This window comes from Microbacterium rhizosphaerae, from assembly GCF_034120055.1.
In the GTDB taxonomy this organism is placed as follows: domain Bacteria; phylum Actinomycetota; class Actinomycetes; order Actinomycetales; family Microbacteriaceae; genus Microbacterium; species Microbacterium rhizosphaerae.
In genome coordinates this window covers 1,979,307-2,005,913 of record NZ_CP139368.1, presented here as the reverse complement: position 1 = coordinate 2,005,913, position 26,607 = coordinate 1,979,307, and the positions used below count along the sequence as shown (strand labels likewise).

The following is a 26,607-nucleotide window of genomic DNA, read 5'->3' as shown; positions in this document are numbered from 1 at the left end:
ATCGCGTCGCGGGCCGCATCCACGACGTGCGTCGAAGAACGAGGAGAGGACGACAAGCCATGGCAGCCATCGACACGCTCATCACGGGAGCGCGCGTGCGCACCTTCGACCCCGCCCAGCCGTGGGCCGAGGCGGTCGGCATCGACGCCGACCGCATCGCCTACGTGGGATCCGCCGCTGAGGCGCCCGCTGCGCGCCACACGATCGAGGCGGACGGGCGGCTCGTCACCCCGGGCGTCATCGACAGCCACAACCACCTCCTGCTCGGGTTCGACGCGGATGCCGTGAGCCTCGAGGGTGCGCACGACCTCGGCGAGGTGCGCCGCCGCATCGGCGAGTTCGCCACATCCCGTCCCGACCTGGACTGGATCTGCGCCGAGAACGCCGTGTACTCGATCGTGGAGAACCGGCGGCCGAACGCGGACGACCTGGCGGGGCTCACCGGCCGCCCGATCTTCGTGACGACCTACGACCAGCACTCGGTGTGGCTCAGCCGCGCCGCCCTGCAGGCGCTCGGCATCCTCTCCGGCGGCGACATCGCGTGGGGGCGCCCCGAGCGCGACGAGCGCACCGGAGAGCCGACCGGCTGGGTCACCGACTTCTACACGAGCGCGATGACCGAGGCAGGACTCACGCAGCTGCAGCGCGACATCCCCATGTACTCCCCCGACCGCCGCTACCGCAAGCTGCAGTCGAGCATGCGGATGGCGACCGCCCTGGGCATCACCACCGTCGTCGAGCCACAGGTTCCCCTCGCGGAGCTTCCGCTGTTCGAGCGTGCCCTCGCCGAGGGCGTGCTGACCTCCCGCGTCATCGCCGCGCTGTTCCACCCCGTGGGCGCAGACGGCGACTTCCGTCGCCGTCTGCGTGAGACGATCGACGGGTTCGCCGGCGACCCGCTGCTGCAGGTCGGGCCCGTCAAGCTGTACGCCGACGACGTCATCGAGCCGCACACCGCGCTCATGCTCGAGGACTACGCCAACCGGCCGGGCCGGCGCGGACGACCGAGCTACCCGGGGCGCGAGCTCGTCGACGTCATCACCGAGCTCGATCGGCTCGGGCTGCAGACCCACACGCACGCGACCGGGGATGCCGGCATCCGTCTCGCCCTCGACGCCATCGAGAACGCCCAGCGCGTCAACGGCACGGTCGACCGCCGTCACGGGGTCGTCCACGTCGAGTGCCTGCATCCCGACGACCTGCCCCGGTTCCGCGCGCTCGGCGTGACGGCGGCGATGCAGCCGCGCCACTGCTCCCCCGATCTGGTGGCCGGCACGTGGATGGAGAACATCGGCGAGGAGCGCTGGGACCGCGCCTGGCGGTTCCGCAGCCTGCTCGACTCGGGCGCGACCGTCGCCTTCTCGAGCGACTGGCAGGTGGGCGAGATGGATCCGCTCGTCGGCGTCTTCTCCGCGGCGACCCGTGCGACGCTCCACGGGACGGATGCCTGGACCCCGGCCGAGCGCGTGGGCATCGACCGGGCACTGGAGGCGTACACCGTCCACGGAGCGCGGGCGTGGCACGCCGAGGACAGCCTGGGGACCCTGCGGCCGGGCATGCTCGCCGACCTCGTCGTCTGGTCGGGTGACCTCTCCTCGCACGAGCGCGACCCGCAGCGACTCCTGACCGAGCACGCGGAGGTCACGATGGTCGGCGGCCGCATCGCGCACGCGCGCGGAGCGGTCACCGATGCTGCCGGCGCGGCGCCCGCGACGGACCCCGCGACCTCCGGCTCCCACGACGACCCTCACGGCCACGAGCACTGAGGAGCACCGGTCCGGAGCGCGTGACGGCCGTCAGCCGGCGAGTTCCTCCGCGCCTGCCGTCGCGAGCGCGGGGGTGACCGCCGTCGCGAGCGCGTACTGCTCCTCCGCCGTGAGCGGGGCCCGCGTGACGATGTCATGGACGAACGCCAGCTTGTGTCGCACCGGTGCCGGGATCGTGAACGGATAGAGATCCCCGAACCCCATCGACCGGTTGATGCGGTTGAACCCCTGCGACATCCACTCCCAGTCCGCGAGCAGCCGCTGGATCGGCTCGTGCTCGTAGGAGCCGAGCGGGATGACGTCGGTGTCGCGCAGATTCGTGGCGGTCGCATCCAGATGGATGCCGAGCATCGCGGCGGTCTGCAGGGTGCCGGTGATGTGCAGGTAGTGGGCGAACGTCTCGGCGAAGTCCTCCCAGGGATGCATCGTCGCGTACTCGGAGATGAACGACTCGTTCCAGTCCGACGGGGCGCCTCGCCGGTAGTGGCGCTGGAGCGCGTCGCGGTAGCTCGCCCGCTCGTCGCCGAAGAGCTGACGGCACTGATCCCACAAGGCGTCGTTGGTCAGCAGCACGCTCTGGTAGTAGTGGCCGGCCTCGTGCCGCAGGTGCCCGAGCATCGTGCGATAGGGCTCGCCCAGCCGCACCCGCAGCGCCTCGCGCCGATCGTCGAGGCTCTCGGCGAGGTCGATCGTGATGATGCCGTTGGCGTGGCCGATCGTCACGCGCTTGCCGTCCGAGAGGCTGGAGATGAGGTCGAAGCCGAGACCGCCCGACGTGACGTCCCAGCCGACCATCGGCAGCCCGAGGTCGGCGAGCTGCAGGATCAGGCGGCGCTTGGCCTCCTCGGTCTTGGCGAGCTTCTCCAGGGCGACGGTGTCGTCCGCCGCCGGACGACGACGCGTGAGGCGGCAGGAGAAGCAGCGGCCCGCCGGCGCGTTCTCCCACACCAGCCAGTTGCAGTCCCACTCCCGATTGGAGCACGGATACCAGGTCTGTCCGTCGATGACGACTTGACCGTGACGGATGCCGTGGAACTCCCGGCTCGGCATGTGGTAGCCGATCTCCGCCTCGCAGTTGGGGCAGGTCAGAGTGTCGAGATACACGAAATGGCGGCAGTGCGGACAGCGCGGCTGTGTCATCACGCTCTCACCGTAGCGTGACAATCGCCCGACGACTCGGTCGCCGCTCGTCGGTGGCGTCAGTGGCGTCCGTAGCGTCAGTGGCGTTCCAGGATGGCGGCGGCGTCCGTGCCGACCGGCAGCACACCGTACTGCGACCCGCGGTCCTCGCCCATCCGCGCAGCGATGAACGCGTCGGCGTTGCGGCCGGGCGCGTGCAGCAGCATGAGCGACCCCTGCAGCGCGAGGCCGAGCGACTCGGTGAGCCGGCGCGCCTGGGACTGCGCAGCATCCGGATCCGCCGCGATCTCGCGGAGGAGGCCGAGAGTGCGACCGACATGCGCGTCCAGGACGGCGTTGTCCCCACGGGTCTTCGCCAGCTCGGCGCTCAGCGCCTCGGCCGAGTCGGTGTCGCGCGAGAGCGCGCGCAGCACATCGAGCGCGATGACGTTGCCCGAGCCCTCCCAGATCGCCATGACGGGCTGCTCGCGGTACCGGCGCGCGAGCGGGAACGACTCGGTATAGCCGTTGCCGCCGAGGCACTCCATCGCCTCATAGGCGTGATGCGAGCCGCGCTTGCACACCCAGTACTTCAGCGCCGGGGTGGCCAGTCTGCGCAGCGCCGTGTCATGCTCCGACACCTCGTTCTCGAACGCCTGCGCGAGGCGCAGTCCGGCGAGCATCGCCGCCTCCGACTCGAGCGCGAGGTCGGCGAGGACCGCGGTCATGGCGGGCTGGTCGACCAGCAGCGCCCCGAAGGCGGACCGATGGCGCGCGTGCCACAGGGCCTCGGCCACCGACTGGCGCATTCCGGCGGCGGTGCCGAGCACGCAGTCGAGTCGCGTGCGCTGCACCATCTCGATGATCGCCCGCACGCCGCGGCCCGGCTCGCCGACGAGGGTCGCGATCGTCCCCTCGAACTCGATCTCCGCCGACGCGTTCGACCTGTTGCCGAGCTTGTCCTTCAGGCGCTGGATGCGGAACGGGTTGCGCGTGCCGTCGGCGAGCACGCGCGGCACGAACAGGCACGACAGCCCCTCATCGGTGCCGCCGCTGCGAGTCTGGGCGAGCACGAGGAACGCGTCCGACATCGGTGCCGAGCAGAACCACTTGTGCCCGTCGATCTGGTAGCTGCCCCCGCCGAGGCTCACACCCTCGGTGCGGTTGGCGCGCACGTCCGATCCGCCCTGCTTCTCGGTCATCGCCATGCCCACCAGGACGCCGTTCTTCTCGGCGGCGGGGAGCATGCGGGGGTCGTACTCGCGCGTGAGGAGGCGCGGCATCCACTCGCCCGCGATCCACGAGGAGTCCTTCAGGGACGCCACCGCCGCATGGGTCATGGAGATGGGGCACGCGTGGCCGGGCTCGACCTGGGCGAAGAGCAGGAACGTGGCGGCGCGGGCGACGCCGGATCCCTCGCGGGGATCGGCCCAGCCCGAGGTGTGCGCGCCGTGCGCAACCGCCTGTCCGATGACCCGGTGGTACGACTCGTCGTAGTCGACCTCGTCGATGCGGGCGCCGTACCGGTCCCACACGCGGGCGACCGGCGGGTGGACGTGGGCCTTCTCGGCATCCCGCTGGAAGTCCTCGGACCCGACGAGCTCGCCCACCTCATGGAGCGACCCCGCCGCCCAGTCCGCGCCGAAGATCCGGACGGCTTCCGTCAGAGCGAGGTTGGCGCCGAACTCGTCGATGCCGACGCGCGGCGGCGCCTGGTTCGTCGGCTCGGTGCCGGTGCCGGCGGCCATGGCGGCTCCTCTCGACCGCACCGCACGGCGGCCCGGCTCAACTCGACAGTGTCACGCGGTCTCCGGCGGGGGCGCGCAGCGTGCCGTAGCGCTCCATCCGGTGCCATCTCAGCCGGCGCCCCGCGAACGCCGTGAAGACCGACTGGATGACCACGAGGTACATCAGCTGACGGTACACGACCTGCTGGAGCGGAAGCGTCCACAGCGGACCGGGCGATTCACCGTCGAGGAAGAACGCGTACGCCGCCACGAACGTCTGGACAAGAAGGAACGCGAACCACAGGCCGATGATCTTCACCGGATCGAGGAAGAACAGACCGTACAGCGCGAAGAGGTCGACGACGGGCGCCAGGAGCGGCATCAGCACCTGCAGGATCAGCAGGTACACGAGGCCGCGGCGGCCGAGCTTGCCGGCGGCCCCACCCTGCGCGATCGCGCCACGGTGCTTGAACATCGACTGGAGCGTGCCGTAGCACCAGCGATACCTCTGCTTCCACAGCGCGGAGAGGGTCGCGGGCACCTCCGTCCAGGCGCGGGCGTCCTCGCAGTAGACGACGCGCCACCCCTCGCGCAGAAGCGACATCGTGAGGTCCGTGTCCTCTGCCAGAGTGTCGTCGCTCACCCCGCCGACCGACCGGAGCGCGGAGCGCCGGAAGGCGCCGATGGCACCCGGCACGGTGGGCATGCACCGGGCGACGTCGAACAGGCGCCTGTCGAGGTTGAAGCCGACCACGTACTCGATGTGCTGCCAGCGGCCGAGGATGCCCTGGCGGTTGGCGACCTTCGTGTTGCCGGAGATCGCGCCGACCGCAGGATCCGCGAACGGCTGCACGAGCCGCGCGACCGTCTCCGGCTCGAACACCGTGTCTCCGTCGACCATGACGACGAGCTCGTGGCTCGCCGCCGCGATCCCCGTGTTCAGCGCCGACGGCTTGCCGCCGTTGGCCTGGCGGATCACGCGGACGCCAGGAAGCCGCATCCGCTCGACGATGCCCGCCGTGTCGTCGGTCGAGCCGTCGTCGACGACGATGATCTCGACAGGATGCGTGGACGTGGCGATCGAGCGCACCGCCGCCTCGATGCCCGCCGCCTCGTTGTATGCGGGGACGATCACGGTGACGGGGTCGAGGATGGGACGGCGGGATGCCGACCCCCGGCCGCCTGCTGCGCCCCGGGCTCCGCGCCGCGACGTGTACGCGTGCCGCGCGGCGACCACGACGACGAGCGCCGACCGGACGAGGATGACGAGTCCGCTGAGCAGAAGCAGCCACGTGATGACCTGGACGACGGCGTCGCTGATGCGGACGGTCCATGCGAAGGCGCCCGCCTCGACGCGCTCGGCGGTGGTGGCGGGCACATTCGTCCGCGAGAGCCCGACCGCCGCGCCCGCCGTCGTCACCGTGAATCCGCGCGCCTTGAGATCCGGAAGCAGGCGCTCGAGGGCTGCCACGGTCTGGCTCCGGTCACCCCCGCCGTCGTGCATGAGCAGGACCTGGCCGGCCGTTCCCCCCGGCGTGGCGTTCCGGAGGATCGTGTCGACGCCCGGCCGGCGCCAATCCTCGCTGTCGATCGTGCTGAGGACCGTGACGTATCCGGTGGATCCCGCCTCCTGGACGGCCCGCCACGTGGCATCGGTGACGGCGGAGTTCTCCGAGCTGTACGGAGGACGCAGGAGGGCGGACGTCTCCCCGGTCGCGTCGATGACGGCCTGCTGACCGCCCTGCAGCTCGATCTGTCGACGCCACGAGGGGGCGGTGCCGAGATCGACATGCGTCAGGGTGTGGACCCCGACCTCGTTGCCGGCGGCGACGATGCTCCGCACGATCTCGGGGTGGCTGATCGCCTGCTGCCCGACGACGAAGAACGTCGCGTGCACGCCGTTGCGGCGCAGCACGTCGAGGATCGCCGGCGTCCACGTCGGGTCGGGGCCGTCATCGAACGTCAGCGCGATCGTGCGTGCCCGCGGGGCGAGCGTGCGGACGCCGTCGTGGGTCGCGATGACGGGACCGCCGTGCGAGACGTCGGCAGGAACGCCCGCAGCGGACCCGGTGCTTCCGACGCCGTCGTCGCTGACGCCGGCCAGGTGGTGCGTATACCCCTGCACGACGAGCGCGATCGCGAGGAAGACGAGCACGGCCGAAAGCGCCACCCAATGGGAGCCCGGTCTCAGGGTGCGCGGTGAGTCCCGTCGCGCGCGGTGACTCACGGCTTCGCGGGCGGGGTCGGCTGGGCGGTGTGCTTGGGAGCAGTACCGCTGCGGCCTGGGGAGGTGGCAGTGGGGCTCGCGGTCGGCAGCACCGCAGCCGGCGTCGCGGCGGGTGCCGGACGGCCGGACGGGGCCGCCGATGCGACCGGCTTGGCCGTGGGGGTGGCTGATCTCCCGGGCGTCACGGTCCCCGGCGTGGCGGACGACGTCGCGGGGTGCGGCGTCGGCGTCGGGGTGACGACCGGCTGAGCGGGCGAACCCGCAGCGGGCTGCTGCAGTCCCGGCAGTAGCGGCGAACTGACTCCGGGGACGCCCGCCACGGCGAACACGAGGAACGCGACGTACGCCACGACGCCGACCACCACGGCCGTCACCACGATGCGCAGGCGCCGTGACCGTCGACCGGAGGGGTCCACGAACACCGCTTCGCTCGCGGCGGCGCTGGCGGCCGCGGCGAGTCGTGCTTCGCGTCGGGTCGCGGGCGGCTCGGTCATGCGGGCAATCGTCCTCAGAGGGTTGTCGGACCCGTCGAGGCTAGCGGATCATCCTGAAACACGCCTGGATCGTCTGTCGCGACCCTCCGCCGATGCGCGAGCAGGCACGTGCGCGGGCACGCACGTGGAACAGTGGATGCGTGGCACCCCGCATCCGACTCATCCAGCCGACGGATGACATCGCGCTGGCAGACCTCCACGCCCGCAACCGCGAGTTCCTCGCGCCGTGGGACCCGCTGCGGCCGGACGAGTACTTCACGGTCGCGGGCCAGCGGACCGACATCGATGCGGCGCTCGCCCGCCATCGCGCCGGTGAGGCGGTCCCGTTCGTCGTCCTCGACGACGATGGCGAGGTCGCCGGGCGCCTCACGCTCAGCGCGATCGTCCGGGGGGCGTTCCAGTCGTGCAGCATGGGGTATTGGCTGTCTCAGGACCGGACGGGCAGGGGCTACGCGACCCAGGCGGTGAATGCGGCGGTGGATCTCGCCTTCACCGAGCTCGCGCTGCACCGCGTTCAGGCCGCGACCCTCGTGTCGAACTCCGCATCGCAGAACGTCCTCAGCCGGGCGGGGTTCGAGCGCATCGGCCTCGCACCGCGCTATCTGCGCATCGCGGGGCGCTGGCAGGATCATCTCCTGTTCCAGCGGGTCAGCGGCGACGCACCGACCTGATCCACCACCGTTCGACGTCGTCACGGCACGCCGCGGACCGTCAGCCGGCGAGGACGCGATCCAGCTTCGAGAAGGTGCGTCGCCAGCCCTGCGCGTAATCGTGACCCGACACGCCGCGCAGTTCGCCGTGCACGAAACGCATTCGCGTTCCGGTCTCGTCCGCCGCGAGGACCACGGTCACTCGCGAGGGGGTGTTGGTCTCGCTGAGCCACGACCAGGTGAACTCCAGTTCGGTCATCTCCTCGACGCGGAGGTACTCGCCGGTGCACGTGTGCACGTCACCGCTGGAATCCTGGAACGAGATGACGAAACGCCCGCCTGGGCGCACGTCCAGTGCCGCCGATGTCACGACGCCGTCGGGGTCCGAGCCCCACCAGCGATCCACGATCGCCGGATCCGTCCACGCGTGCCACACGGCATTCTGCGCAGCATCGAAGTGGTGATGGATCGTGATCGATGACGCGGGCCCCTCAGCCATGTGACGAACGCTACCGCCGGGGTGCGACACGCGGCTTTCGGGCGGGCCGACGGGATGCCGGGTCCTAGGTCGTCGGCGCGCTCAGCGTCCACCTTCGATCTTCCGGTGACGCTGCGCCACCGCGGGCTGCCCGTACGGGTAGTCCTCGGTCTGGGGCGCACTGACGGCGGTCAGGCTCGCCAGCTGCTCGTCATCCAGCTCGAGTGCGACCGCGCCCATGTTGTCGCGCAGCTGCTCGACGGATCGCGCGCCCAGGATCACGGAGGTCACGGCAGGCTGGGCGCTGAGCCAGGCGAGCGCGACCTGCGACGGAGAGACCCCGTGCGCGTCCGCGATGCCGGTGAGGGTGTCGATGACCTGCCAGGTGCGCTCGTTCGCGTTCCGCTGCTGCCATGCCTCCATGCCGCGCTCGGGGTTCTCGCCGAGACGTGTCATCCCCGTCGGCGGCACATCCCGCCGGTACTTTCCGCTCAGCCATCCCCCGCCGAGCGGCGACCAGGGCAGCAGCCCGATCCCCGCATCCAGCGACGCGGGCACGATCTCGTGTTCGATGCCGCGCACGAGCAGGTTGTACTGAGGCTGAAGTGTCACCGCGCGGCTCCAGCCGTGCTGCTCGGCGAGCATGATCGCCTTGGTCAGCTGCCAGCCCGTGAAGTTGGAGAACCCGTAGTAGCCGATCTTCCCCTGCACGATCGCGTCGTCGAGGAACCGCAGTGTCTCGTCCAGAGGCGTGAGCGCGTCCCACGCGTGGAGCTGGTACAGGTCGATGTGGTCGACGCCCAGCCGACGGAGCGAGTCGTCCAGCGCTGTGCGCAGATGCCGACGAGACGTTCCCACGTCGTTCGGTCCGGCGCCCATCGGGAACCGGCCCTTGGTCGCGATCACCAGCTGGGACGCGTCCGTCGGATGCGTCGCGAGCCATCGGCCGATGATCTCCTCGCTGGCTCCGGCACTGTAGACGTCCGCGGTGTCGATGAAGTTGCCACCCGCTTCGACGTAGGCGTCGACGATGGCGTGCGATGTCGGCTCGTCCGCTTCCGCGCCGAACGTCATCGTGCCGAGCGCCTGGGCGAACACGACAGCCCCGCTGCGGCCCAGCGTGCGGTACGGGGTGCGGCCGGTGTCGGGCGTCTGTGATGCACTCATGCCGAGAGCTCCCGGATCTGGTCGTCGGTGAGCGTGATCTCCGAGGCTCGCACGGAGTCCTGGATGCTCTGGGGTCGTGAAGCTCCGGGAATCGGAATGACGACCGGGGCGAGGGCGAGCTCCCACGCCAGGCACACCCGCTGGGCACTGACTCCGAGCTCAGCGCCGATCCTCTCGAAGGCAGCTCCCTGACCGCCGAGCGTGCTCGCACGCGAGATGCCTCCGAGCGGGCTCCAGGGCAGGAAGGCGATGCCCAGCTGTGCGCACAGCTCCAGCTCCGGCTGGCTGCTTCTGAAGGCAGGCGAGAACTGGTTCTGCACGGACACGAGCCGACCGTCGAGGATCTTCTGCGCGAGCCGGATCTGATCGACGTTCGCATTGGAGATGCCCGCCATCCGGATGACCCCTTCATCGAGGAGCTCGCGCAGCGCGCCGACCGAATCGGCGTAGTCGACCTGGGGATCGGGACGGTGGAATTGGTAGAGCCCGATCGCATCGACGCCGAGGCGCTTCGCGGAGGCTTTGGCCGCCTGCTTCAGGTAGTCGGGTCGGCCGTTCAGCGTCCAGCTGCCATCTCCCGGGCGCAGGTGGCCACCCTTGGTCGCCACCAGGACGTTCGATGTGTCGCCACCATAGCCGGACAGCGCCTTCGCGATGAGGAGTTCGTTGTGCCCGACCTCGTCCGCGTCGCGGTGATAGGCATCGGCGGTGTCGATCAGCGTGACACCGGCGTCGAGGGCGGCGTGGATCGTGGCGATCGAACGCGATTCATCGGGGCGTCCTTCGATGGACATCGGCATGCCGCCGAGCCCGATCTCGCTGACCGAAACGTTTCCGATCCGGCGATCATTCATCTGTGCATCTCCTTGATGGGCCGCGATTGAGTGGAACTGGTTCCACGGTACGAGTCACGTTGCTATCTGTCCAACAGAAGAATATTGTGAGACTCACAACAGCGACTCATGAGTAGCGGAGGCGGGCATGGACCTCAGGCAGATGGAGTACTTCGTCGCGCTCGCGGAGGAGAGTCAGTTCACGCGGGCCGCCGAGGTCACGCGCGTGTCCCAGTCAGGACTGTCTGCCGCGATCAAGAGCCTCGAGCAGGATCTCAACGCCCAGCTGTTCACCCGCACCACTCGCCGCGTCGAGCTGACGCCGGCGGGCCGCGCCCTCTTCCCCCATGCCCGGAACCTCCTCGCAGAGGCGATCGCGGGGCGGGACGCCGTGATGGCGACGGCGGGTGAGATCACAGGGTCGTTGCGCGTCGGCGCCGAGCAGTGTCTGGGCTCGATCAACGTTCCCGAGCTCGTGGAGCGATTCCACCGTCGCCACGGCGAAGTCGAGATCACGTTCACGCAGGCGGGAACGGCCGCCCTGCTGAGCCGCATGCGCGAGGGGGAGATCGACCTCGCCTTCGTCGCAGGCACCCCGGAGACCACAGACCCCCGGCTTCGCCTCACCGGCCTGGACTCTGCCGCACTCGCGACCGAGCCGCTGGTGCTGCTGACGCACGCCGATCACCCGCTGGCCACGCAGAAGTCCGTCACCTGGGACGACCTGCAAGATCGCACCTACATCGATCTCGACGTCAGCTGGGCCATCCGAGTGGTCACCGACGAGCTGTTCGCCCGGCGGAAGATCCCCCGACGAGTGGCGTTCACCGTGGGTGACATCCATGCCCTCATCGACATGATCGACCGGGATCTCGGCATCGCCGTCGTCCCGCAGTCCGTGTCCAGGAAGACGATAGCCGCAGAGCTGCGCGCGCTGCACATCACCGATCTGCGCGACCCGGTCTGGACCGTCAGCGCTGCGTTCAACCATCCTGAGAGCGGTGCTGGGCTCGTGGCGGACTTCCTCAGCCTGGTGGAACCGCGCATCTGACCGCGCCGCCACGAGCGCCGACGTGACGTACGTCACGGACGGTGCGCGCACATGCCGATCGTCATCAGGAGAATTCGGTGGACCTGAGGGGACTCGAACCCCTGACCCCCTGAGAGGAGTGCATGTGGTTCGAATCCTTTCTGTTGTTTCGACTTCTCAGTCGTTAATAGGGATTCTACGTTGCCCGAGCACCCCGCCGGAGGCTGGCCGTCACGGTTGTTCTGGGTCGGTTGGGGTTGAAAAGAGCGAGTAAAAGACGACTGGCCTCGAGATGCGCGTCGTCCGACTCCGGCGGTGGCCACCGCCTACTCCAGGGTCAACCAGGCCAACGGCCGGTGCGCTCGCGGTGGGCCGGACGCGCAAGGCGAACCTCGCCCCCTCCGTTTGTGTCGCATCAGCACACGTCGCGTTCGACACGGCCGATTCCGCCGATCGAGTCGCCCGTATCGGGCCTATTCATCGTGCGGATCATCGTTCGTCCTAAACGAACACCGTTCGCCGTCACCCTGACAACTGCGGTAGCCGGTCGTCATCCGGCCCGGTCAACCACCCGCGTGCGAACCAGTTAGGCACCGGCCGGCAGCCACGCGATGCCGGTCCACCTCGGTTGCGTTCCCGTGCGCTGCCCACTGTGTCAACATGGTCGCCGTGGCCTTCTTCCGCCGGACACGACCGGTCCCCGACAACGTCGTCACTCACCCGATCAGCGACTTCTGGGACTGGTGGCGCGCTACCGGACACTCTGTGGACCCACATGAGGCGTCGGCGCTCGTTAATCAACTCGATCAGCGCGTCCGGGCAATCAACGATGACCTCACGTGGGAGTTCGGCGCTGGGCAGGACGCCCGTCACAGGCTGACGGTCTCCGCGAACGGTGCCCCCGCCATTCGTCCGATCGCCGAGCGGTGGCTCCGAGCGGCGCCGCCGCGGGACGAGACGTGGGAATTTCGTTCAAGCAAGGAGGCCGAGCCCGACGCGCTGAGCAATACGCTCGAAATCGGCGGGGCGATACTCGAACTGGCACGGATGCGCTTTGGCGTCACCAGCGACCCTGATCGGCTGCGTCTTCATGTGTCCGTCTACCATCCCCTGTTCGCCGATATGAGCGCTTCGATGCGCACACAGGTGGCCTTCCTGGTGCTCGACTGGCTACTCGGAGAGGACGACGTCGAACGCTGGGTGGGGAAGGTCGACGCGGTGGTTGATACCCCGCCGGCTGTGGTGGACGGCGGTGAATTGATCACTGCGGCGGCAGCGCTTGCGCGAGAAGGCGACATCGATGAGTGGGCGGTCGCGCAATGGCATGATGAGAATGGGAACCGCGGACTCGCAAGCTATCGTCGCGCCTTGCGATGGCTTGACTATCCAACACTTGACGAACACCATGCTCTGACAATGTCGTTCGCGTCGAGGGAAGACGGGCTGCCGCTGGGCAGTGACGAGCTGGATACGTTGCGCGCTCTTGAGGATGAACTCGGCCAGCATCTAGGTGCGAGTGGAGTCGTGGTCGGACACCAGACCGCGACTGGCCGACGCACGTTCCACGTCTATACCGACAGCGAGGACCAGAACGTCGCCGAAGCTCTCCGCGTGTGGTCGGGTAAGGAAGGTCTCTCGATCGAGTCAAGCGACGACGCCGGCTGGAGCCTCGTACGCCACTTGATCGGCTAACGATGATCCCGCGCATCGACGATTCGCAGGGCAAGAGATGCCCGGCACAGGACCCCATCCGTCCTTCCGGGTTGCCGTCTCATCCTCCCTGCCTCGATTCACATCGCAGAACCCCACCGGCGGCGGCGCCTGATCAATTGCGGGCCCCGCATCGCCCCGCGGTACGGCGGCATCATTCTTCGACCCTGGCGAGCTCCGTAGTGCGTTGCTGCCGCATGGCGAGGAACAGCGGGAAAGTGAAGGCGAACGCGGTAAGCGCCGCGCCGACGACATACAGCCAGCCGAATCGCATACCCAGGCGCCGAGCCTCGACGATGATGAAAATGCTCCCCGCGACAGCTACCACGAGCAGGTCGATCCCGAACGACGACACGGCAGGGCCGCTGGTCGCCAGGTCGCGGAGGTAGTCCCGCACCTGGATGATCGCGAGGACGTTGAAGTACCAGGTGCCGATGAGGCCGGCGATCGCGAGCCCGAGGTAGGTGAAGGCGAGCGGTGTCCAGTGACGTCTCATGACTCGATCATCCCCGGGTTCGGGGGTCCGACGCGGCGCTCAGCCGGTCGGGATCCAGACACGCATCATTGGAGGACCGGCTTGCGACACGATGTCGGGCCACTAGGCATCCGGGCTCAAGAACCGGCAGTTGACATCAGGGGCGCCGACGGAATCGTGCCCACAGGCCCTGCTTCTCGGGTACCGCATTTGTCGGCGGTGGTGGGTATCCCGACGACGGAGGCATGGGGGGACCCTCTGGGCGGGGCGGCGCGTCGGGTTCGGGCATTGTTGTGTGGCTAGGCGCTGCCGTGTTTGGGAGTTCGGCCGCGATACCCGGTGCGTTCTCAGTGAGAGCGGCCTGTACCGCCGCGGAGAATTGATTGAAGCACTGCTCAGGCTCTCCAGTCAGCGGCCGCCACGTCGTCCTTTCCGCACCGAAGTCCTTCGATGTCGGCGGCTGTCCCAGCGTCTCGAGTAGTTGAATCCACTTCTCGCTCCGCTGGGTCAGATACCGCAGATCGATAGCTTCGTATCGTGCGTCAATGTCTCCGGCGTCGGCGCGCGCTCGCAACGTGTCGCCGCCGAGTCGACTGAAGACGAGGTCTCGGATCTGCGTGGCTCGACCATTCGTCGCGTCTATCCGTACGGAGGGGGCGGGCGCGCGTTCGCCGATGGCGCCGTACAGCCCTTCCAGGCTGCCTCCGAACCATGCAGTCGCGGCCTTGGCGCCGACGCTGGCGAACTGTTTGTGCGTCGGTGGCTTGCCCTTCGCGGCAACGGTGCGCTGGAACTCGTGAGCCACGTCCCGGACTGGCCGACGCCAGGCTTGCTCGAGGTAGGCATCCAGGTGCCGGTTCATCCAGGCCGCGCGGTGCGCGGCGACGACGTCCCGCAGGTAGTTGAAGCCCGTCCGCGTTGAGCCTGACGATGACGAGAACGTGACGGCAATTCCGGGCGCGACCTCTGTGGTCCTGGTGTTGTCAGTGGTCGGCTGGGGGCGGCCAAGCTTCTTCGACGCGGTGACCAGGTCGGTGAACAGGCTCCGATCGATGCCGAAGCCGATGTCGTCAAGCGCCGGCAGGTAGTACCGACCGTAGTACGCCTCGAGGTCTTTGATCTCGGCGCGGGCGTACGGGCCGGCGCACGTGTACCAGCACGTGAGAAAGACCTCGTGCCAGAACGTGAGGCCGACACCAGCGGCTTCGATCGCCCCGTCAAGTGGACTCAGCCGGGTGACGATCTTTTCCGGGTATCGCGGGAGGCAGATCCCGCTCCAGAGCTCGTTGATGCGGTTGACGAGGTCGCCGCCGAGGACGTAGGACTCGTCCGTGAGCGCATGAACCGCGGATGGTCCGGAAGTCTCCTGGCGCGCCTGCAACTCTCCGAGGCGCTCGAAGAGCGAATGGAGGACCGAGACGCGATCGTGGACACCGCTGATGCCCGTCCTCGCGGGCGGGCGGGAGGTGGCACTGCTGGGGGCGTCCGCCGCTGGCCGTTCAGCCGGGCTGGGCTCCTGGTAGGAGCGCAGGATGTCCTCGACGACGTCAGCGGTCAGTCCGGTGTCGGCCGCAACCTTGTCTACTGCGTCCGGGGCGGGGACGATCAGGGGCGTCTCCGGCAGTTGCGTCACGAGTTGCTCGTTCGGATTCGCGTTCTCGCCGAGGTAGCGAAGCAGAGCGAGCCAGTCGCCTCCGAACCACGCGGACAGTACCGGTTGGTGGGTCTTGGTCAGGACGGTTCTCGCCAGCGGTATCACGAGATCGTCTGTCCCGGTGGCCTTCTTCGCCTTGGCGTATACGGCGTCAACGAGTCCGGCAAGTCCTACGGCTCTCAGCCGTCGGACGGTGTCGAGGCTGACATCTGTTCTGAGCGCCGCGAGGTATTGCAGGCGCAGCTGCTGCCTGCCGGCCCGGTCGAGCGTCCGCCAGTCGCCACCCGGTCCGATGCGCCGGGCTGCGTCACCGGTAGGACCGTCTGCCAGCCCTAGGAGGTCGAGCGCGTTGAGCTGCTCGGACCAGGCGGCCTGTCGCTTGGCGACATCAGCGGGCACAGCGAGGGTGCGTAGCAGGAGCGGGGCAAGCAGCGTCCGCAACCCTGGTTCGAGAACGACGGCTGTGAACATCAGAGCGCCATCCGCAGGGGTGGCCTTCACTCTCGGCGTCGGGATCGACGCGAGGGCGGTGTCGCCGAGCTTGATCAGACGCGGCACGATGAGACTGACGGAGACGTCCGTCTGCGCGCCCTGAAGCCACCAGGCCCCACGCGCTCGTTGCGCCCTTTCGCTCCAAATTTGCTGGACGAGGTCCGAGTCGCTCCGGGCAAGCGTCAGGGTCTGCGTTCGGTTGGACCGTTCTGTAACGGTGAGGGCTTCTCGGCCCGCCAGGATGTCGGTGATGACGGCGAGGAGGGTCTGCTCGATTGGGTCGAAGATGTTGGTGGCGGCAGCATGTTCAAGGGCGAGCCATTGGATGGGTCCGTCGGCGCTGCGCAGCTGCCGACCGAGTGTTTCAGCCACGGCTTCTCCTGATTACGTCGACGAACACGTCGAATGGGACGGGGTTCTCGGTTTGGGCGACGTAGTCGGCGTAGCGGAGCGCGATTGCTTCGAGTTCACGCTCCTCGCGGCGAGCCGCGAGGTGCTCGTCGGCGTAGGTGATCTCGTCTGTGGCGACGCCACGCTCGACGAGGACGAAGGCCTCCAACCACCCTGCGGTCATATCGGACCCGTCAGGACTCTCGGTGGGGTCGATGTCGTCGGATGCGATGGTATCGAGTCCTGTGTGCTCCGCGAGGGTCTCCTCGACGACCTGGATGCTGGCCGGGTCCATATCGTTCTCGGCGAGCACGGTCGCCAGGTGCTCGTCGAGGCCAAGCTCGGTGTGTAGGACGAGGTCGAGGATTTGTTGTTCCGGGGCGATGCGACCTGCCAAGGAGGCGTTCTGCAAGACGCGGATGCCGCGGCCGATGAACTGGTAGAACTCTGCGAACGAGCCGTAGGGACGAAGGGGGACGACGATGCTGATCGGGGGAAAGTCGTAGCCCTGCCCGAGCATCCGCAACTGCACCATCGTGTCGAGATCGCCACCTTCGGACTCGAACCGTTCGCGGACGTGAGATACCGTCGCGGGGGACATTGAGTGGTGCAGGACTTCGGCACGGAGTCCGACTTGCCGGGCGATAGTCGCGACCTGCTGTGCGTGCGCCTGGCCGACTGCAGCGATTAGGACGCGCGGCCGGATCGGGTGGTATAACGGCCGGGCGTGCTCGAGGCAGCGCTTGGTGACGGTCAAGACTCGCCTAATCGGTTCGGGGCTGACCGCGGTGATACTCGCGATCCGGTTCTCATGGCGGAGGATATCGAGCAACGCTTCGCGGCCGACGATGATCTCCCTTGAACCATCGGGGTGCGTGACCTGGTATTCGGTCATCTCGGTGTCCGGCGCGAATCGGTGGACCCGAAGGTTCTTCGCCGTCCCGTCAAGGATTGAATCGATGAGCCGGTAACGGTAGACGACGTCGGCGTCGATCGGCTTACCGTCCAAGCGCTGGAAGCATGCGCTCATAAGCAGTGTCCGCGCACCGGAGAAGTGTCGGAAGAGGCGCTGATAGGAATCGGCTGCGGCGATATGGGCCTCGTCGATGACGACGAAATCGATCTCGTCGCGGTGCAGTTTGCCGAGAATCCGGTTGTCATCACCTGCCTCTCCGAGCGCGTGGAAGTTTGTCACGATCACATCGGCGGCGAGCAGCTGCTCGCGAGCGACGTTCGAGATCGCACCGTCGTTGCTGTCGAGAACGAGTACGTTCGGGGCCTTCGCGCCGGGCAGGAGGGGGCCGGACGGCAAGTTATAGAGGACGCTGCGGGACTTGGTGGCAGCCAGTGCGGCGTCGAACGTGCCGCGGATGACGGTGCCGGGGGTGACGATCAGGGCGCGGTGACGTGTGAATGCGAGGGTGGCGGCGACACCCAGCGCTGTCTTGCCAGCGCCGACGCTCATCACGCACGCAGCGTTCTGTCCGCCGGGTGCATAGTACGAACTGAGCGCGGCAAGCGCTTCCTGCTGGCAGGTTCTCAGCACACGTCGGTCAAGTCGGGTTCGGACTCGGTCGAAGGAGCTCGCGTTCAGTGGAAGTTCGTCGGGCGTTGAGGGCTTGGCCCGCGCGAGCGCGTATGCGGGATCTGCGGGCATCTCGGCCGGAACGGCGTGGATAGAGCTTCGCACGTGCAGGGCGAGGACAGGGTCGGTCCGCAGTAGCGCGGCTGTCTGCTCGGCACAGTAGGCGGTACGAGTCCGGATTGCGTCGTAAGAGAAGCGCAACACGCGCGCACCAACGGTCGTCAGGTCGTTTTGGCGGAGCCGATCGTACGTGAATGCGCCGCGATCGGAGTGAAAAGCGTAGCCGTCCAGTTCGATCGCGATGAGGTCCCGGCCCGTGAGTGCGTAGTCGACGCGGTAGTCGTGCTCACCGGTGCTGACCCTGTGTTGCGGACGGACCAGGGGAACCACGCTCGGTAAGCAGACGGGCGTCAACACCCAGCGCAGGAACGCAGCCTCGAGGAAGCTGTCAGCAGGCAGGAGCTCATCGAATGGGAGATTCACACGCCTGCCCCGAGCGCGACTTCAAGCTCCTCGACTTCCCGTTCGGTTCCCTGTCCGAACGGGACACCGAGTCGCGCGTAATCAAGGGCCTCATCCAGTTCGTCGACGGCGCGAAGAATCTTGATCAGGATGTCGAACGTCGGAATACTTACGAATCCCTTAGCGGCGGAGTCGCCGAGCCAGAAAGGCTCAGGGCGGACCCGGACCAAGTTGATATCGATTCGGCAGAACTGCTCGCATATCGCCAAGTGCTCGGGCTGGCGGGTGCGCAACCGCCAGAGCTGACTGGTCGCGTCCAGCAGCGTGAAATGCCAGTCGGCGGCTGTGCCCGGGAGTTCGAGCGACTCCCATGTTCTTCGGATGAGAGTCGCGGGGCTTACGTCACGCTCAGCGCGATGGGCGGCGGCTGGAGCCTGGGTTGTCGCCCCGTCCGGCGTCTCCCACCAGAGCGAGCGGTACTGCGTACTGGGTCGCAGGGCGTGGTACTTCAGCTTGGATCGGTCGATTCCCGGGCTTCCGGCGAAGCCGACCTCGGCCACGTCCGCTAGTCGAGCGGCCCAACGAACGTCCTCGTACACAAGCCCTCCTGTGGAAAGTACCCATTCCGGTGCACGGTGACAACATAACGTGCTGCACATCCACAGGGCAGGAGGCTAGCTCTCCTCGGGAGTTCGCATCGCACCGGAGTAGTCGCGCGGCGCTCACGTGGCCGGCCGAGAGGGAATGTGTGGTTGCAGCTTGGTGACAATCAGGATGAGCCGCGCGCCCGGTCCAGTGCACGGTCGACGACCCGCTACTGCAGTGTCTGGTTCGCTGTTCGTCCGGAGGTGACGGAGCCCGCCCAGGTTTCCTGGATACCTTGGTCATGCCTCGGATTCCCGGAACGATTGGTCATGCCCCAGCCTCCCCGACCTCGACGTGAGGAGCTGCAGCGTGCTGCCGCTATCGGTTGCGAACTTTCTCGGTGAGCCCAGTTGACCTCTCTCGACGGCTCCCTGTCACGATCCGCCCGGTCCGGGGACGCCGCACAGATCGGCGAGCACTTGACCTGCCGCATGGACAGGCAGCGCCCAGGTCTGCAGCCCGACGATGCCGTCGGCCGTGATCCCGCCCGACGTCTGCGCACCGCGCACGGCTTGAGCGGTGATTGGCCCGAAGTGGTCATCGACGACGAGTACCGGGTTGCTGGCTGGGGCAAAGCCACCCCGCCCCTCGTTCAGTGCGGTCTGCAACCGGCCGACCACGGTGCCCACCGAGCCCTGCTGCAGGGTGGGGGGTTCGGGTCCGTCTCCACCGAGGGCCGCCCAGGTCAGCGGTCCGACGATGCCGTCGACCGTCAGGCCGCTGTACCCCTGGAACTCCTCGACCGCGGTCTTCGTGACCGGCCCGAAGTTGCCGTCGATCTGGTTGTAGCTGAGCGTGCGCCGCACGAGTAGGTACTGCGCCCAACGCACGTTGGCGCCGGTGGAGCCTTCCGAGATCGTGGGTGGTGTGGACATGGCGTTGCTCCTTCGTCAAGACCGCAGAAACAATTGATCCGTGCCGTTGTCTCGCCCGTCTGCGGCCCGCCGTGCGGACAAGGGCTCCGCAAGAGAAGAGAGTTCGCGTGCCAGATGCGATACATCGTCAACCACCCATCGAGGTGATTGGGCCGCGGCCGCCGCCACGCACGACATGCGCTGTCCGTACAAGTGCCCTGAGAAGTACCGCTCACTGCACTGCACGGCCCGCGACCGGCCTATCGACGTGCTCAATCCCTGATGGCGGAGTGTTCCCGATCGTCACCGCCACGAGCAGCTCTGCGGGCGTACCCTGGCCCCCGGACGCGACGGCTTTCATCGGGAGAGAACAACGCGATGAACTCGATCAGGCAAGCTATCCAAGAACACTGGCACGCATCGGACGTCGGCGACGTCACGACCGAACACGCGATCTACGCCGACGATGCAGTGCTCGACTATCCGCAGTCCGGTGAGCGCTTCCATGGGCGCACGACGATCGCGGCACAGCGTGGCGGCCATGGCCGAGCGCCACTTCACTGTCCTGCGCATCCAGGGCGAGGGGTCGCTGTGGGTGAGCGAATGCATCATCAGCTATGACGGAGCACCGAGCTTCTCGGTGTCGATCATGGAGTTCGCCGACGGACGGGTCTCTCACGAGACGCAGTACTTCGCGGACCCGTTCGGCGCGCCCGACGCGCGAATCACACTGGCGGAACCCATGCCGGGACGGGAGATCCGGCGGCAGCACTCATGACGCAGCAGGGCCGGCATACATCCGTAAGTTGCGCACGCCTCGCAATGGACTGGCACGAGAACGCCGACCGCCAACGGCTCCTGCCGACCGCTGCACACCAGGCACCCCCGCAAAGGGGCGCTCTTCGGGCAAGACAGGCCGCGTCGCGCGACGGTGCCATGAGGTTGCGCGGACGCCTAGACGCATCCACACAAAGAAGAAGCCCCGACCGTTACCACACAGCCGGGGCGAGACGAATGAGAAGTTCGCCTATCTCGACCACAGTACCGCGCGCACCTGAGAGGTGGCCCGACGTCCGTTCGACCATGTCTCACGCGTGATCTCGCTGCGGCCCACTCAAAGCGGTCGTCGCGATCGAGCACACCCTCCTCGTCGCCGTCTGGCACATGCTCCGAAACGGTGAGGGACACACCGACTTCGGCGCCGACTTCTACGTCCGCAGCGACCCCGGCAGGGTCAAGAACAAGGCCATTCGACAACTCCGCGACCTCGGCTACAACGTCACCGTCACTCCAGCAGTCTGAAAACCAACGTTCTACTCTCGTATTAGGGATCCTCTTTGAAGCGCGACGGCCCTGGTCGCCGCCCGCTCGTCGTGGGTTAGATTCCGCTCGTTGGAGGACCGGCGGATTCAGGCGGTCATCGCAACAGGACGGATCTGATGATCTCATTCGGGGTCTGGTAGTCGAGACGTTTGCGGGGTCGGTCGTTGAGTTGGTAGGCGACGGCGTCCAGCTCGCCCTCGGTGAACCCGTCGAGGCGGGTGCCCTTCGGAAAGTACTGCCGAAGCAGCCCGTTGGTGTTCTCGTTGATGCCGCGCTGCCAGGGCGAGTGCGGGTCGCAGAAGAAGACCTCGATGCCGGTGTCGATGCGGACCTGCTCCCAGTCGCGCATCTCCGGTCCTTGGTCCCAGGTCAACGTGCCGCGCAGCTGCAACGGGAGCTGCTGGATCTTCCGGGTCAGCGCCGGAGCGACCTGATCGGGTTTGTAGCCCTCAGGAAGCGGGACGAGCATCGTGAAGTTCGAGTGCCGTTCCACCAGGGTGCCGATCGCGGACAGGTTCCCGGCGCCGATGATCAGATCCCCCTCCCAACTCCCCGGAACGGCCCGGTCGCTGGCCTCCGGCGGGCGCTGCGAGATGTTGACCATGTTCGGGATCCGGTTCTTACGCTGCCCCACCTTCCGGCTGGGGTGGCGCAGTGCGCGCCCGCTGCGCAGATACCGGGTCAGTTCCTGCTTCAGGGCGCCGCGGGACTGCACGTAGAGCGATTGGTAGATCGTCTCCGTGCTCACGCGCATCTCCGGGTCATCGGGGAACTCTCGGCGCAGGCGACCGGCGATCTGCTCCGGTGATCGGCGCTTGGCCAAGTCCGCTTCCACCCTGGCACGCAGCCGCAGATTGGTCGCCAGCTTCGCCGGCTTGGGCCTGCTCGCCCGCTCGAACGCGGACATCTGCGCCACCGACGCCCGATACCGGCCACGCGTCGCGTTCCGGGACAGCTCCCGCGACACCGTCGACGGCGCCCGCCCGATCCGCCGCGCGATCGACCGCACTGATTCGCCGGCGGCGACGCCGACCGCGATCTCTTCCCGTTCGGCGAAGGACAGATATCGGCCCTGCAGGTTCCGGCCCCGTCGGGGTCTGACGCCGCCGGCGGCGACGAGCATCCGTTTCGCGGTCGTCCGGTTCACACCGATCCGCTCGCCGACCTCACTCGCGAACCACCCGGCCTGAAACCCTCCCACGCCCGCTGGACCAGATCCAACCGAAACCGCAACGCCAACTCCGCCACAACACTCTCCACCCGCTAAGTGTTGCGACCACAGCAAGAACCCAAGGATGGGTCACTGACTTCGCAACGGCGGTGGTTGACCCGGAAGGTCTCGGCCTCGAAGGTCGTCTACCAAAGGAGCGATCCGCCGGACTGCAGGTTGCCAGATCTCCCGAATGGCGTCGTTGCGAAATAGTGAGACTGGCGCTGCCGCTATAGTCGGCACCCCTTCGTCGGCGCACCCGATCGCGGGGCCGATGACATTCAGTGCCGCCAATTGCGGTAGGCGCAGTGTTCCCACTCCTGTCGCATACAGGCCAACGGTCGCGCCGCCGCCGTGTGCGATCGCAGACAGCTCCGCGTACTTCTGCCTGCCCGGCATGTTCGGAAACGCTGCTTCAAGGAGCCGCGTGGATAGGTCTGTCGCCCGTGGCGCGTCACGGATCACGCCGCCGACGGCCTCGAGTGCGGAGTCGAGCAGCGCGAGGTACTTGTCGGCGGAGAGCTCCGCTGCGGAACCGGGGTCCTGGTACGTCGGCAACGAGTTGGCGGTCCTGGAAGCTACAGCATCTCTTCGAAGCAGCGTCAGCGCCCGGGCAGACACGTCAGTGCCGTCGACACCGCTCGCTATCCAATGACCGCGCGCCAGCGACTCAATAGCGCCTCGCGACGCCGAACTGAGCGTCACCGTGACCCGTGGCTCAACGATGAGCTTTCCGAGAGCGCGTAGGTGGTCGGCAGCCGACAGAAGGCTGAGCAGCAGGGATTGGTCGGCGACAAAGGACACGTCGAGTCGACCGACCGAAGTGTCGTAGGTCTTCACTCGCACCCCACGCTTCACCATCGATTCGGCTGCCCCCGCCAGTCCGAGGAGACCGCTCCTCAGTCTCAGGCGTGTCGTCTTATCGAGAGGGACGTCAAACTCCCGCATGTCCACGTCGACATCTTCCTCCGTCGTCACTTGGGTGGCGGCGGCGCTCGCATCAGGGTCTCAGTTCGGACGGTGACGACCCGTGCACGTCACGGCCGATTGGTCACGAGGCTCTGAGCGTCGGCGGCGCTCAAACTCGGAACGCTTTCGGCGTGGTGGTTTCTACTCAACGTCGCAACCGCTGGGGTTCAGGGGGTCCAGCAGGGTCGTGAACACATCCGCTGGTGAGTGATCGTGCAACATCGTCAGATGTCTACATCTACTTCAGCGGGAGCGAGTCCCCGACCACGAGGGGCAGATCGATGCACGCGACAGTTCGGCTTTCGAGCACTGCCCGTAAAGGGGATCGCGAGGCGTACCGCGCCGCGAACATCGCTGCGCTCAAGCACTCAAGCTGAGCCCTGTTCGCGACCGAGTGACGCTGCTGGGAATAGTCATCACCCAGGGCTGTTATAACCTCTCGAGCAGACCTGTTCGTCGCCTGTGACGAGCCCAACGGATCGACTTCAGATCCCAACGAAGCTCCAGTTCGCATGTTGCATGCCGGCTGACCTGACAATCCCAGAGCTCCATGAGAGCCGTCCTGAGAAGCGCCGACAGGCAGGCGCTTCTGGAGACGTGCCTCATGGACATTCTGTTCAGCTACCTTCACGACATTCTGCCCGTCATGGCGATCATCCTGGTCGCCGCTTTCCTTTCACGCCTGGTCTTCCTATTGGCGATCGCGCTGGCCTTCGCCCCGGGGTACGAACGTCGAATGCTCAAGCTGCTCGAGGTATCCGCACCACTAGTCCGCAAGAGCGGCGTAATCGGCACCCGCCGGATTCATGAGCGCATTGCCGCGCCAGTGCTCATGGTCCTCGCGATGTTCCACACGACAGCAAAGACCGCGCGTCGGATCCTTGCGATCCTCAAGAACTGAACCGCCGCGTCCGGCCGGCGTCATCGACTCCCGGCGCCAGCCGGTGCGCGACCTGGCCCCTCCTACGTGCCCTGCACGCAAAGGGATCGACAGCGTGCTCCTCAAGGGGCGCTCGCTACTGACCTTGTCGGGCAATGGCCCCGGTTGAGCATCCGTGCACGACTTATCGGTGGCGGGGTCGGATCCGGGCGCGGCTTGTGCCTCTTTCGTAGGGCTACTCGACCGGGAACTGGAGCTCCTCGTCGGGGGGCATGGAGTTCTGGAACTCGGTGCGGACGTCTCGTAGCCTGCGCCCGTCTGCCACTGCCCAGAAGTACCATCCGTTCGTCGCGCGCTTTCGGAGGGCGAGACCAGCTGCTGACGGCGACGTGTATCGCTTGCCGTTCAGATCGATCGCCCCGTCAGCGGTCACAGTGGCCTCCATGCCCTTGAAGTCGCGATGGGTTGCCACGAGCTTGTCTCCTCCTGCGAGGAGACCGGCTTCGATCAGGTGCTTGAGTTCGACCCAATCGCCGGCCTTGGTCTGCGGGTCGACGACCTTGCCGTGGTGCCCCTCCGGAACCGGCCAGACCCGGAGCAGGACGTCGATCAACTCCGAGGTCCGCTCGTCAATCAGCGCCTCATCCCACGCATGCTGCTCCGTTCGCTTGATGACCCGGCCCGTGAGGGTGATCGTGTTGTGGTCCTGCAAAGCAGATCGCTTGGCGGGCCACGCGCCGTTCGAGATTTTGGAGTTCAGTGAACGAGTCAGGAGCGTCAGGTTGCCCAGGCGGTTCACGCGTTCCTGCCGTGCGTCGGCCTCTTCCGGCGTCGCAACGGGCCAGGTGTCTCTCCACGTTCGGGGCAGGAGATGCTCGATCGGGTAGCCCTTGCGCTCGATCTGCGGCTGGCCCGTCTCAGCGCGGAAGTGGTCCTCGGCAGCCTCAAGAAACATCCGAAGCCGGCCTCGAGGGAACCGGGTATAGGCCGCCTCGGTCGCCAACGTCCGTCGGATTTCCTCGTCGCCAGGCCAGTACGTGCTCGTGACGTTGAGGCGTGCAAGGTGACCGGCGACGCGCTCCGCAAGATCGCTGGCAGGTACCGTCGAGTTCGCAGCGATGACGTCCGCGACGATGCGACCGAGATCGCTACCTGACAGGCGCAGAAACTGACGACGAACGACCCAGCTTTCCGCCGCTTGGATGATCCGGTCAATGGAATCGGGAGCCACTCCTCTGCCCGGCTCGTGCAACCAGATCAGCAGCGGCTTGAGGACCTCTACCCCACCCGCCTGCATCCGGTAGACGGCCATCTCCGTGCTGTCCAGGCTTCCACCCGGCCGGTTGGCAGCTTCGGTCCAGCACTCGTACTGCTGTGCTTGCTGCTTGATGACCGGTAGCAGATCGGCCATCAGATGACCAGACTCGAGTTCGACGTACGACTTGAAACGGTTGAACGTCGCCTGCGGGCTGACTTCCTCGCCCGTCCGAGCGATGAGCCACTGGTTGAGGAACAGCGAGCTGCGGCTGACGAGGCTGCGTCCCACGCTGACCTCCCGCATCCAGAACTTCGTCTCGAACGGCCAATCGTCTCGATACGCCCTTGCCGTGTCGCCGCCTTCGGCTTCAAGACGCTGGAACACGAAGTTGCGCACCAGATCGGCGGCGGTGAGCGGTGTCCCGCGCGCGTTGAGAGTCTCAAAGATCTCCTGCGAGTTCTCCGAGGCCTCCAGCTCGATGGACACCAGCTGGAGTCCGTCGAGAAGGACGGTCGTAAGTTCCTTGGCCTTCACGGCATAGTCATCCGATCCAACCGCGCCGAGCCACTGCTGCACGACGGTGGAGAAGTAGGCGTGCGCGGAGACGATCTGAGACTCCGAATGGGCAAGGTCGGCATGATCTACGGGCGGCTCAGCAGACATCACCTCGTCGAACGCGGCCCGGTCCTTGTTGAGATGGCGGACCTTCAGTCGAGTGTCTCCTTCCTCGACGAAGCTCTCGTCATTGTGGGTGAGGCGGTCCAGTTGACCGGACAACCTCAGGTCGCCGCCCTCTGCAAGCAGGGCGCAAGTGGCGTCAGCGAGGACCTGCAGCGTCGTCAGACGCTGCTGGCCATCGATCACGTTCCACGTCGTCATCCTGGAGCTCTGAGCCTCGTGCGACTGGATGACAACCGCCCCCAAGAAATGCGTGGCGTTCGAGCGAGGCTCCGCGATCCGCAACTCGGTGATACGACGGATGTCATTCCACAGCGGTCCCCACTGGTCCTCCTCCCTCCAGACGTACGGACGTTGAAAGAGCGGGATCACGAAGTGCTGCGGAAGATTGAACAGCTGCAGTGGTGTTCGCTTGAAGGTCTCCACAACATCGATCCTTCCGTACAGATCGGCACGCCCGCGTGACATACCGCCGGAGATATCCGTGTGATCCGGATGGGGCGCGGTTCGCCGTTCTCGAAGCTGCAGCGT

Annotated in this window: 22 protein-coding genes and 1 pseudogene; 8 read left to right on the top strand and 15 right to left on the bottom strand. The window is 67.0% G+C overall.

What is annotated here, in order from left to right; genetic code table 11:
- Positions 1–59: 59 nt before the first annotated feature.
- Positions 60–1,766 (top strand): amidohydrolase, encoded by a 1,707-nt coding sequence (locus SM116_RS08850; protein WP_320944067.1) that lies wholly within the window; start codon positions 60–62, stop codon positions 1,764–1,766.
- Positions 1,767–1,796: 30 nt separating this feature from the next.
- Here the strand turns inward: SM116_RS08850 and SM116_RS08845 are convergent, their stop codons facing one another.
- The 4 genes from SM116_RS08845 to SM116_RS08830 all read right to left on the bottom strand — a co-directional run bounded on the left by SM116_RS08845 (position 1,797) and on the right by SM116_RS08830 (position 7,333).
- Positions 1,797–2,906, bottom strand: a complete 1,110-nt coding sequence (locus tag SM116_RS08845; RefSeq protein ID WP_320944142.1) for a zinc-binding metallopeptidase family protein — start codon at positions 2,904–2,906, stop codon at positions 1,797–1,799.
- 77 nt (positions 2,907–2,983) lie between these two features.
- Entirely contained in the window at positions 2,984–4,633 is a 1,650-nt protein-coding gene (locus SM116_RS08840; protein ID WP_320944066.1) for an acyl-CoA dehydrogenase family protein, read from the bottom strand.
- Between the two features lie 37 nt (positions 4,634–4,670).
- Positions 4,671–6,782 carry a bifunctional polysaccharide deacetylase/glycosyltransferase family 2 protein gene (locus SM116_RS08835; protein ID WP_320944065.1) on the bottom strand — a complete coding sequence of 704 codons (2,112 nt, stop codon included), beginning with the start codon at positions 6,780–6,782 and terminating at the stop codon, positions 4,671–4,673.
- A 53-nt stretch (positions 6,783–6,835) separates the two neighbouring features.
- Entirely contained in the window at positions 6,836–7,333 is a 498-nt protein-coding gene (locus tag SM116_RS08830; RefSeq protein ID WP_320944064.1) for a hypothetical protein, read from the bottom strand.
- A 140-nt stretch (positions 7,334–7,473) separates the two neighbouring features.
- Between SM116_RS08830 and SM116_RS08825 the strand changes: the two genes are divergently transcribed.
- Positions 7,474–8,004, top strand: coding sequence for a GNAT family N-acetyltransferase (locus SM116_RS08825; protein WP_320944063.1), 531 nt, complete (start codon positions 7,474–7,476; stop codon positions 8,002–8,004).
- 40 nt (positions 8,005–8,044) lie between these two features.
- On the opposite strand, the gene SM116_RS08820 is transcribed toward SM116_RS08825, so the two are convergent.
- The 3 genes from SM116_RS08820 to SM116_RS08810 all read right to left on the bottom strand — a co-directional run bounded on the left by SM116_RS08820 (position 8,045) and on the right by SM116_RS08810 (position 10,482).
- Positions 8,045–8,482, bottom strand: a complete 438-nt coding sequence (locus SM116_RS08820) for an SRPBCC family protein (protein WP_320944062.1) — start codon at positions 8,480–8,482, stop codon at positions 8,045–8,047.
- A gap of 81 nt (positions 8,483–8,563) precedes the next feature.
- Positions 8,564–9,628 (bottom strand): aldo/keto reductase, encoded by a 1,065-nt coding sequence (locus tag SM116_RS08815; RefSeq protein ID WP_320944061.1) that lies wholly within the window; start codon positions 9,626–9,628, stop codon positions 8,564–8,566.
- Positions 9,625–10,482 carry an aldo/keto reductase gene (locus tag SM116_RS08810; RefSeq protein ID WP_320944060.1) on the bottom strand — a complete coding sequence of 286 codons (858 nt, stop codon included), beginning with the start codon at positions 10,480–10,482 and terminating at the stop codon, positions 9,625–9,627. Before SM116_RS08810 ends, SM116_RS08815 begins: the two co-directional genes overlap by 4 nt.
- A gap of 127 nt (positions 10,483–10,609) precedes the next feature.
- Here SM116_RS08810 and SM116_RS08805 point away from each other — a divergent pair, with 127 nt between their 5' ends.
- Entirely contained in the window at positions 10,610–11,512 is a 903-nt protein-coding gene (locus SM116_RS08805) for a LysR family transcriptional regulator (protein WP_320944059.1), read from the top strand.
- A 639-nt stretch (positions 11,513–12,151) separates the two neighbouring features.
- Positions 12,152–13,183: a DUF695 domain-containing protein gene (locus tag SM116_RS08800; RefSeq protein WP_320944058.1), complete on the top strand. Its 1,032-nt coding sequence runs from the start codon at positions 12,152–12,154 to the stop codon at positions 13,181–13,183.
- A 172-nt stretch (positions 13,184–13,355) separates the two neighbouring features.
- Here the strand turns inward: SM116_RS08800 and SM116_RS08795 are convergent, their stop codons facing one another.
- From SM116_RS08795 to SM116_RS08775, 5 genes are all read right to left on the bottom strand, one after another.
- Positions 13,356–13,697 (bottom strand): DUF2834 domain-containing protein, encoded by a 342-nt coding sequence (locus SM116_RS08795; protein WP_320944057.1) that lies wholly within the window; start codon positions 13,695–13,697, stop codon positions 13,356–13,358.
- A 136-nt stretch (positions 13,698–13,833) separates the two neighbouring features.
- Entirely contained in the window at positions 13,834–16,194 is a 2,361-nt protein-coding gene (locus tag SM116_RS08790) for a hypothetical protein (protein ID WP_320944056.1), read from the bottom strand.
- The gene (locus SM116_RS08785; RefSeq protein WP_320944055.1) at positions 16,187–18,280 is read right to left on the bottom strand and encodes a DEAD/DEAH box helicase family protein; all 2,094 of its coding nucleotides are present in this window, start codon (positions 18,278–18,280) and stop codon (positions 16,187–16,189) included. Before SM116_RS08785 ends, SM116_RS08790 begins: the two co-directional genes overlap by 8 nt.
- The gene (locus SM116_RS08780) at positions 18,277–18,819 is read right to left on the bottom strand and encodes a hypothetical protein (protein ID WP_320944054.1); all 543 of its coding nucleotides are present in this window, start codon (positions 18,817–18,819) and stop codon (positions 18,277–18,279) included. The genes SM116_RS08785 and SM116_RS08780 overlap by 4 nt, the downstream gene beginning before the upstream one ends.
- A gap of 459 nt (positions 18,820–19,278) precedes the next feature.
- Positions 19,279–19,779: a peptidoglycan-binding domain-containing protein gene (locus SM116_RS08775; RefSeq protein ID WP_320944053.1), complete on the bottom strand. Its 501-nt coding sequence runs from the start codon at positions 19,777–19,779 to the stop codon at positions 19,279–19,281.
- 261 nt (positions 19,780–20,040) lie between these two features.
- Between SM116_RS08775 and SM116_RS18430 the strand changes: the two genes are divergently transcribed.
- From SM116_RS18430 to SM116_RS08765, 3 genes are all read left to right on the top strand, one after another.
- On the top strand, positions 20,041–20,379 hold the full coding sequence (locus SM116_RS18430) for a nuclear transport factor 2 family protein (RefSeq protein ID WP_430438689.1): 339 nt from the start codon (positions 20,041–20,043) through the stop codon (positions 20,377–20,379).
- The gene (locus tag SM116_RS08770) at positions 20,300–20,536 is read left to right on the top strand and encodes a hypothetical protein (RefSeq protein WP_320944052.1); all 237 of its coding nucleotides are present in this window, start codon (positions 20,300–20,302) and stop codon (positions 20,534–20,536) included. The genes SM116_RS18430 and SM116_RS08770 overlap by 80 nt, the downstream gene beginning before the upstream one ends.
- A 386-nt stretch (positions 20,537–20,922) precedes the next feature.
- Positions 20,923–21,060, top strand: a complete 138-nt coding sequence (locus SM116_RS08765) for a hypothetical protein (protein ID WP_320944051.1) — start codon at positions 20,923–20,925, stop codon at positions 21,058–21,060.
- Positions 21,061–21,175: 115 nt separating this feature from the next.
- On the opposite strand, the pseudogene SM116_RS08760 reads toward SM116_RS08765, so the two are convergent.
- A pseudogene (locus tag SM116_RS08760) lies at positions 21,176–22,341 on the bottom strand (IS30 family transposase).
- Between the two features lie 40 nt (positions 22,342–22,381).
- Positions 22,382–23,245: a hypothetical protein gene (locus SM116_RS08755; protein ID WP_320944049.1), complete on the bottom strand. Its 864-nt coding sequence runs from the start codon at positions 23,243–23,245 to the stop codon at positions 22,382–22,384.
- 619 nt (positions 23,246–23,864) lie between these two features.
- Here SM116_RS08755 and SM116_RS08750 point away from each other — a divergent pair.
- A complete protein-coding gene (locus tag SM116_RS08750; protein WP_320944048.1) occupies positions 23,865–24,161 on the top strand; it encodes a hypothetical protein in 297 nt (98 codons plus the stop codon).
- A gap of 214 nt (positions 24,162–24,375) precedes the next feature.
- Here the strand turns inward: SM116_RS08750 and SM116_RS08745 are convergent, their stop codons facing one another.
- Positions 24,376–26,502, bottom strand: a complete 2,127-nt coding sequence (locus SM116_RS08745; protein WP_320944047.1) for a GmrSD restriction endonuclease domain-containing protein — start codon at positions 26,500–26,502, stop codon at positions 24,376–24,378.
- Positions 26,503–26,607 lie beyond the last annotated feature (105 nt).

Bases quoted from the DNA above. Each gene is read 5' to 3' on its own strand.
- SM116_RS08850 (WP_320944067.1), top strand. From the start codon at position 60: ATGGCAGCCATCGACACGCTCATCACGGGAGCGCGCGTGCGCACCTTC.
- SM116_RS08845 (WP_320944142.1), bottom strand. From the start codon at position 2,906: ATGACACAGCCGCGCTGTCCGCACTGCCGCCATTTCGTGTATCTCGAC.
- SM116_RS08840 (WP_320944066.1), bottom strand. From the start codon at position 4,633: ATGGCCGCCGGCACCGGCACCGAGCCGACGAACCAGGCGCCGCCGCGC.
- SM116_RS08830 (WP_320944064.1), bottom strand. From the start codon at position 7,333: ATGACCGAGCCGCCCGCGACCCGACGCGAAGCACGACTCGCCGCGGCC.
- SM116_RS08820 (WP_320944062.1), bottom strand. From the start codon at position 8,482: ATGGCTGAGGGGCCCGCGTCATCGATCACGATCCATCACCACTTCGAT.
- SM116_RS08815 (WP_320944061.1), bottom strand. From the start codon at position 9,628: ATGAGTGCATCACAGACGCCCGACACCGGCCGCACCCCGTACCGCACG.
- SM116_RS08810 (WP_320944060.1), bottom strand. From the start codon at position 10,482: ATGAATGATCGCCGGATCGGAAACGTTTCGGTCAGCGAGATCGGGCTC.
- SM116_RS08805 (WP_320944059.1), top strand. From the start codon at position 10,610: ATGGACCTCAGGCAGATGGAGTACTTCGTCGCGCTCGCGGAGGAGAGT.
- SM116_RS08800 (WP_320944058.1), top strand. From the start codon at position 12,152: ATGGTCGCCGTGGCCTTCTTCCGCCGGACACGACCGGTCCCCGACAAC.
- SM116_RS08795 (WP_320944057.1), bottom strand. From the start codon at position 13,697: ATGAGACGTCACTGGACACCGCTCGCCTTCACCTACCTCGGGCTCGCG.
- SM116_RS08775 (WP_320944053.1), bottom strand. From the start codon at position 19,779: ATGTCCACACCACCCACGATCTCGGAAGGCTCCACCGGCGCCAACGTG.
- SM116_RS18430 (WP_430438689.1), top strand. From the start codon at position 20,041: ATGGCGGAGTGTTCCCGATCGTCACCGCCACGAGCAGCTCTGCGGGCG.
- SM116_RS08770 (WP_320944052.1), top strand. From the start codon at position 20,300: ATGGCCGAGCGCCACTTCACTGTCCTGCGCATCCAGGGCGAGGGGTCG.
- SM116_RS08765 (WP_320944051.1), top strand. From the start codon at position 20,923: ATGCTCCGAAACGGTGAGGGACACACCGACTTCGGCGCCGACTTCTAC.
- SM116_RS08750 (WP_320944048.1), top strand. From the start codon at position 23,865: ATGGACATTCTGTTCAGCTACCTTCACGACATTCTGCCCGTCATGGCG.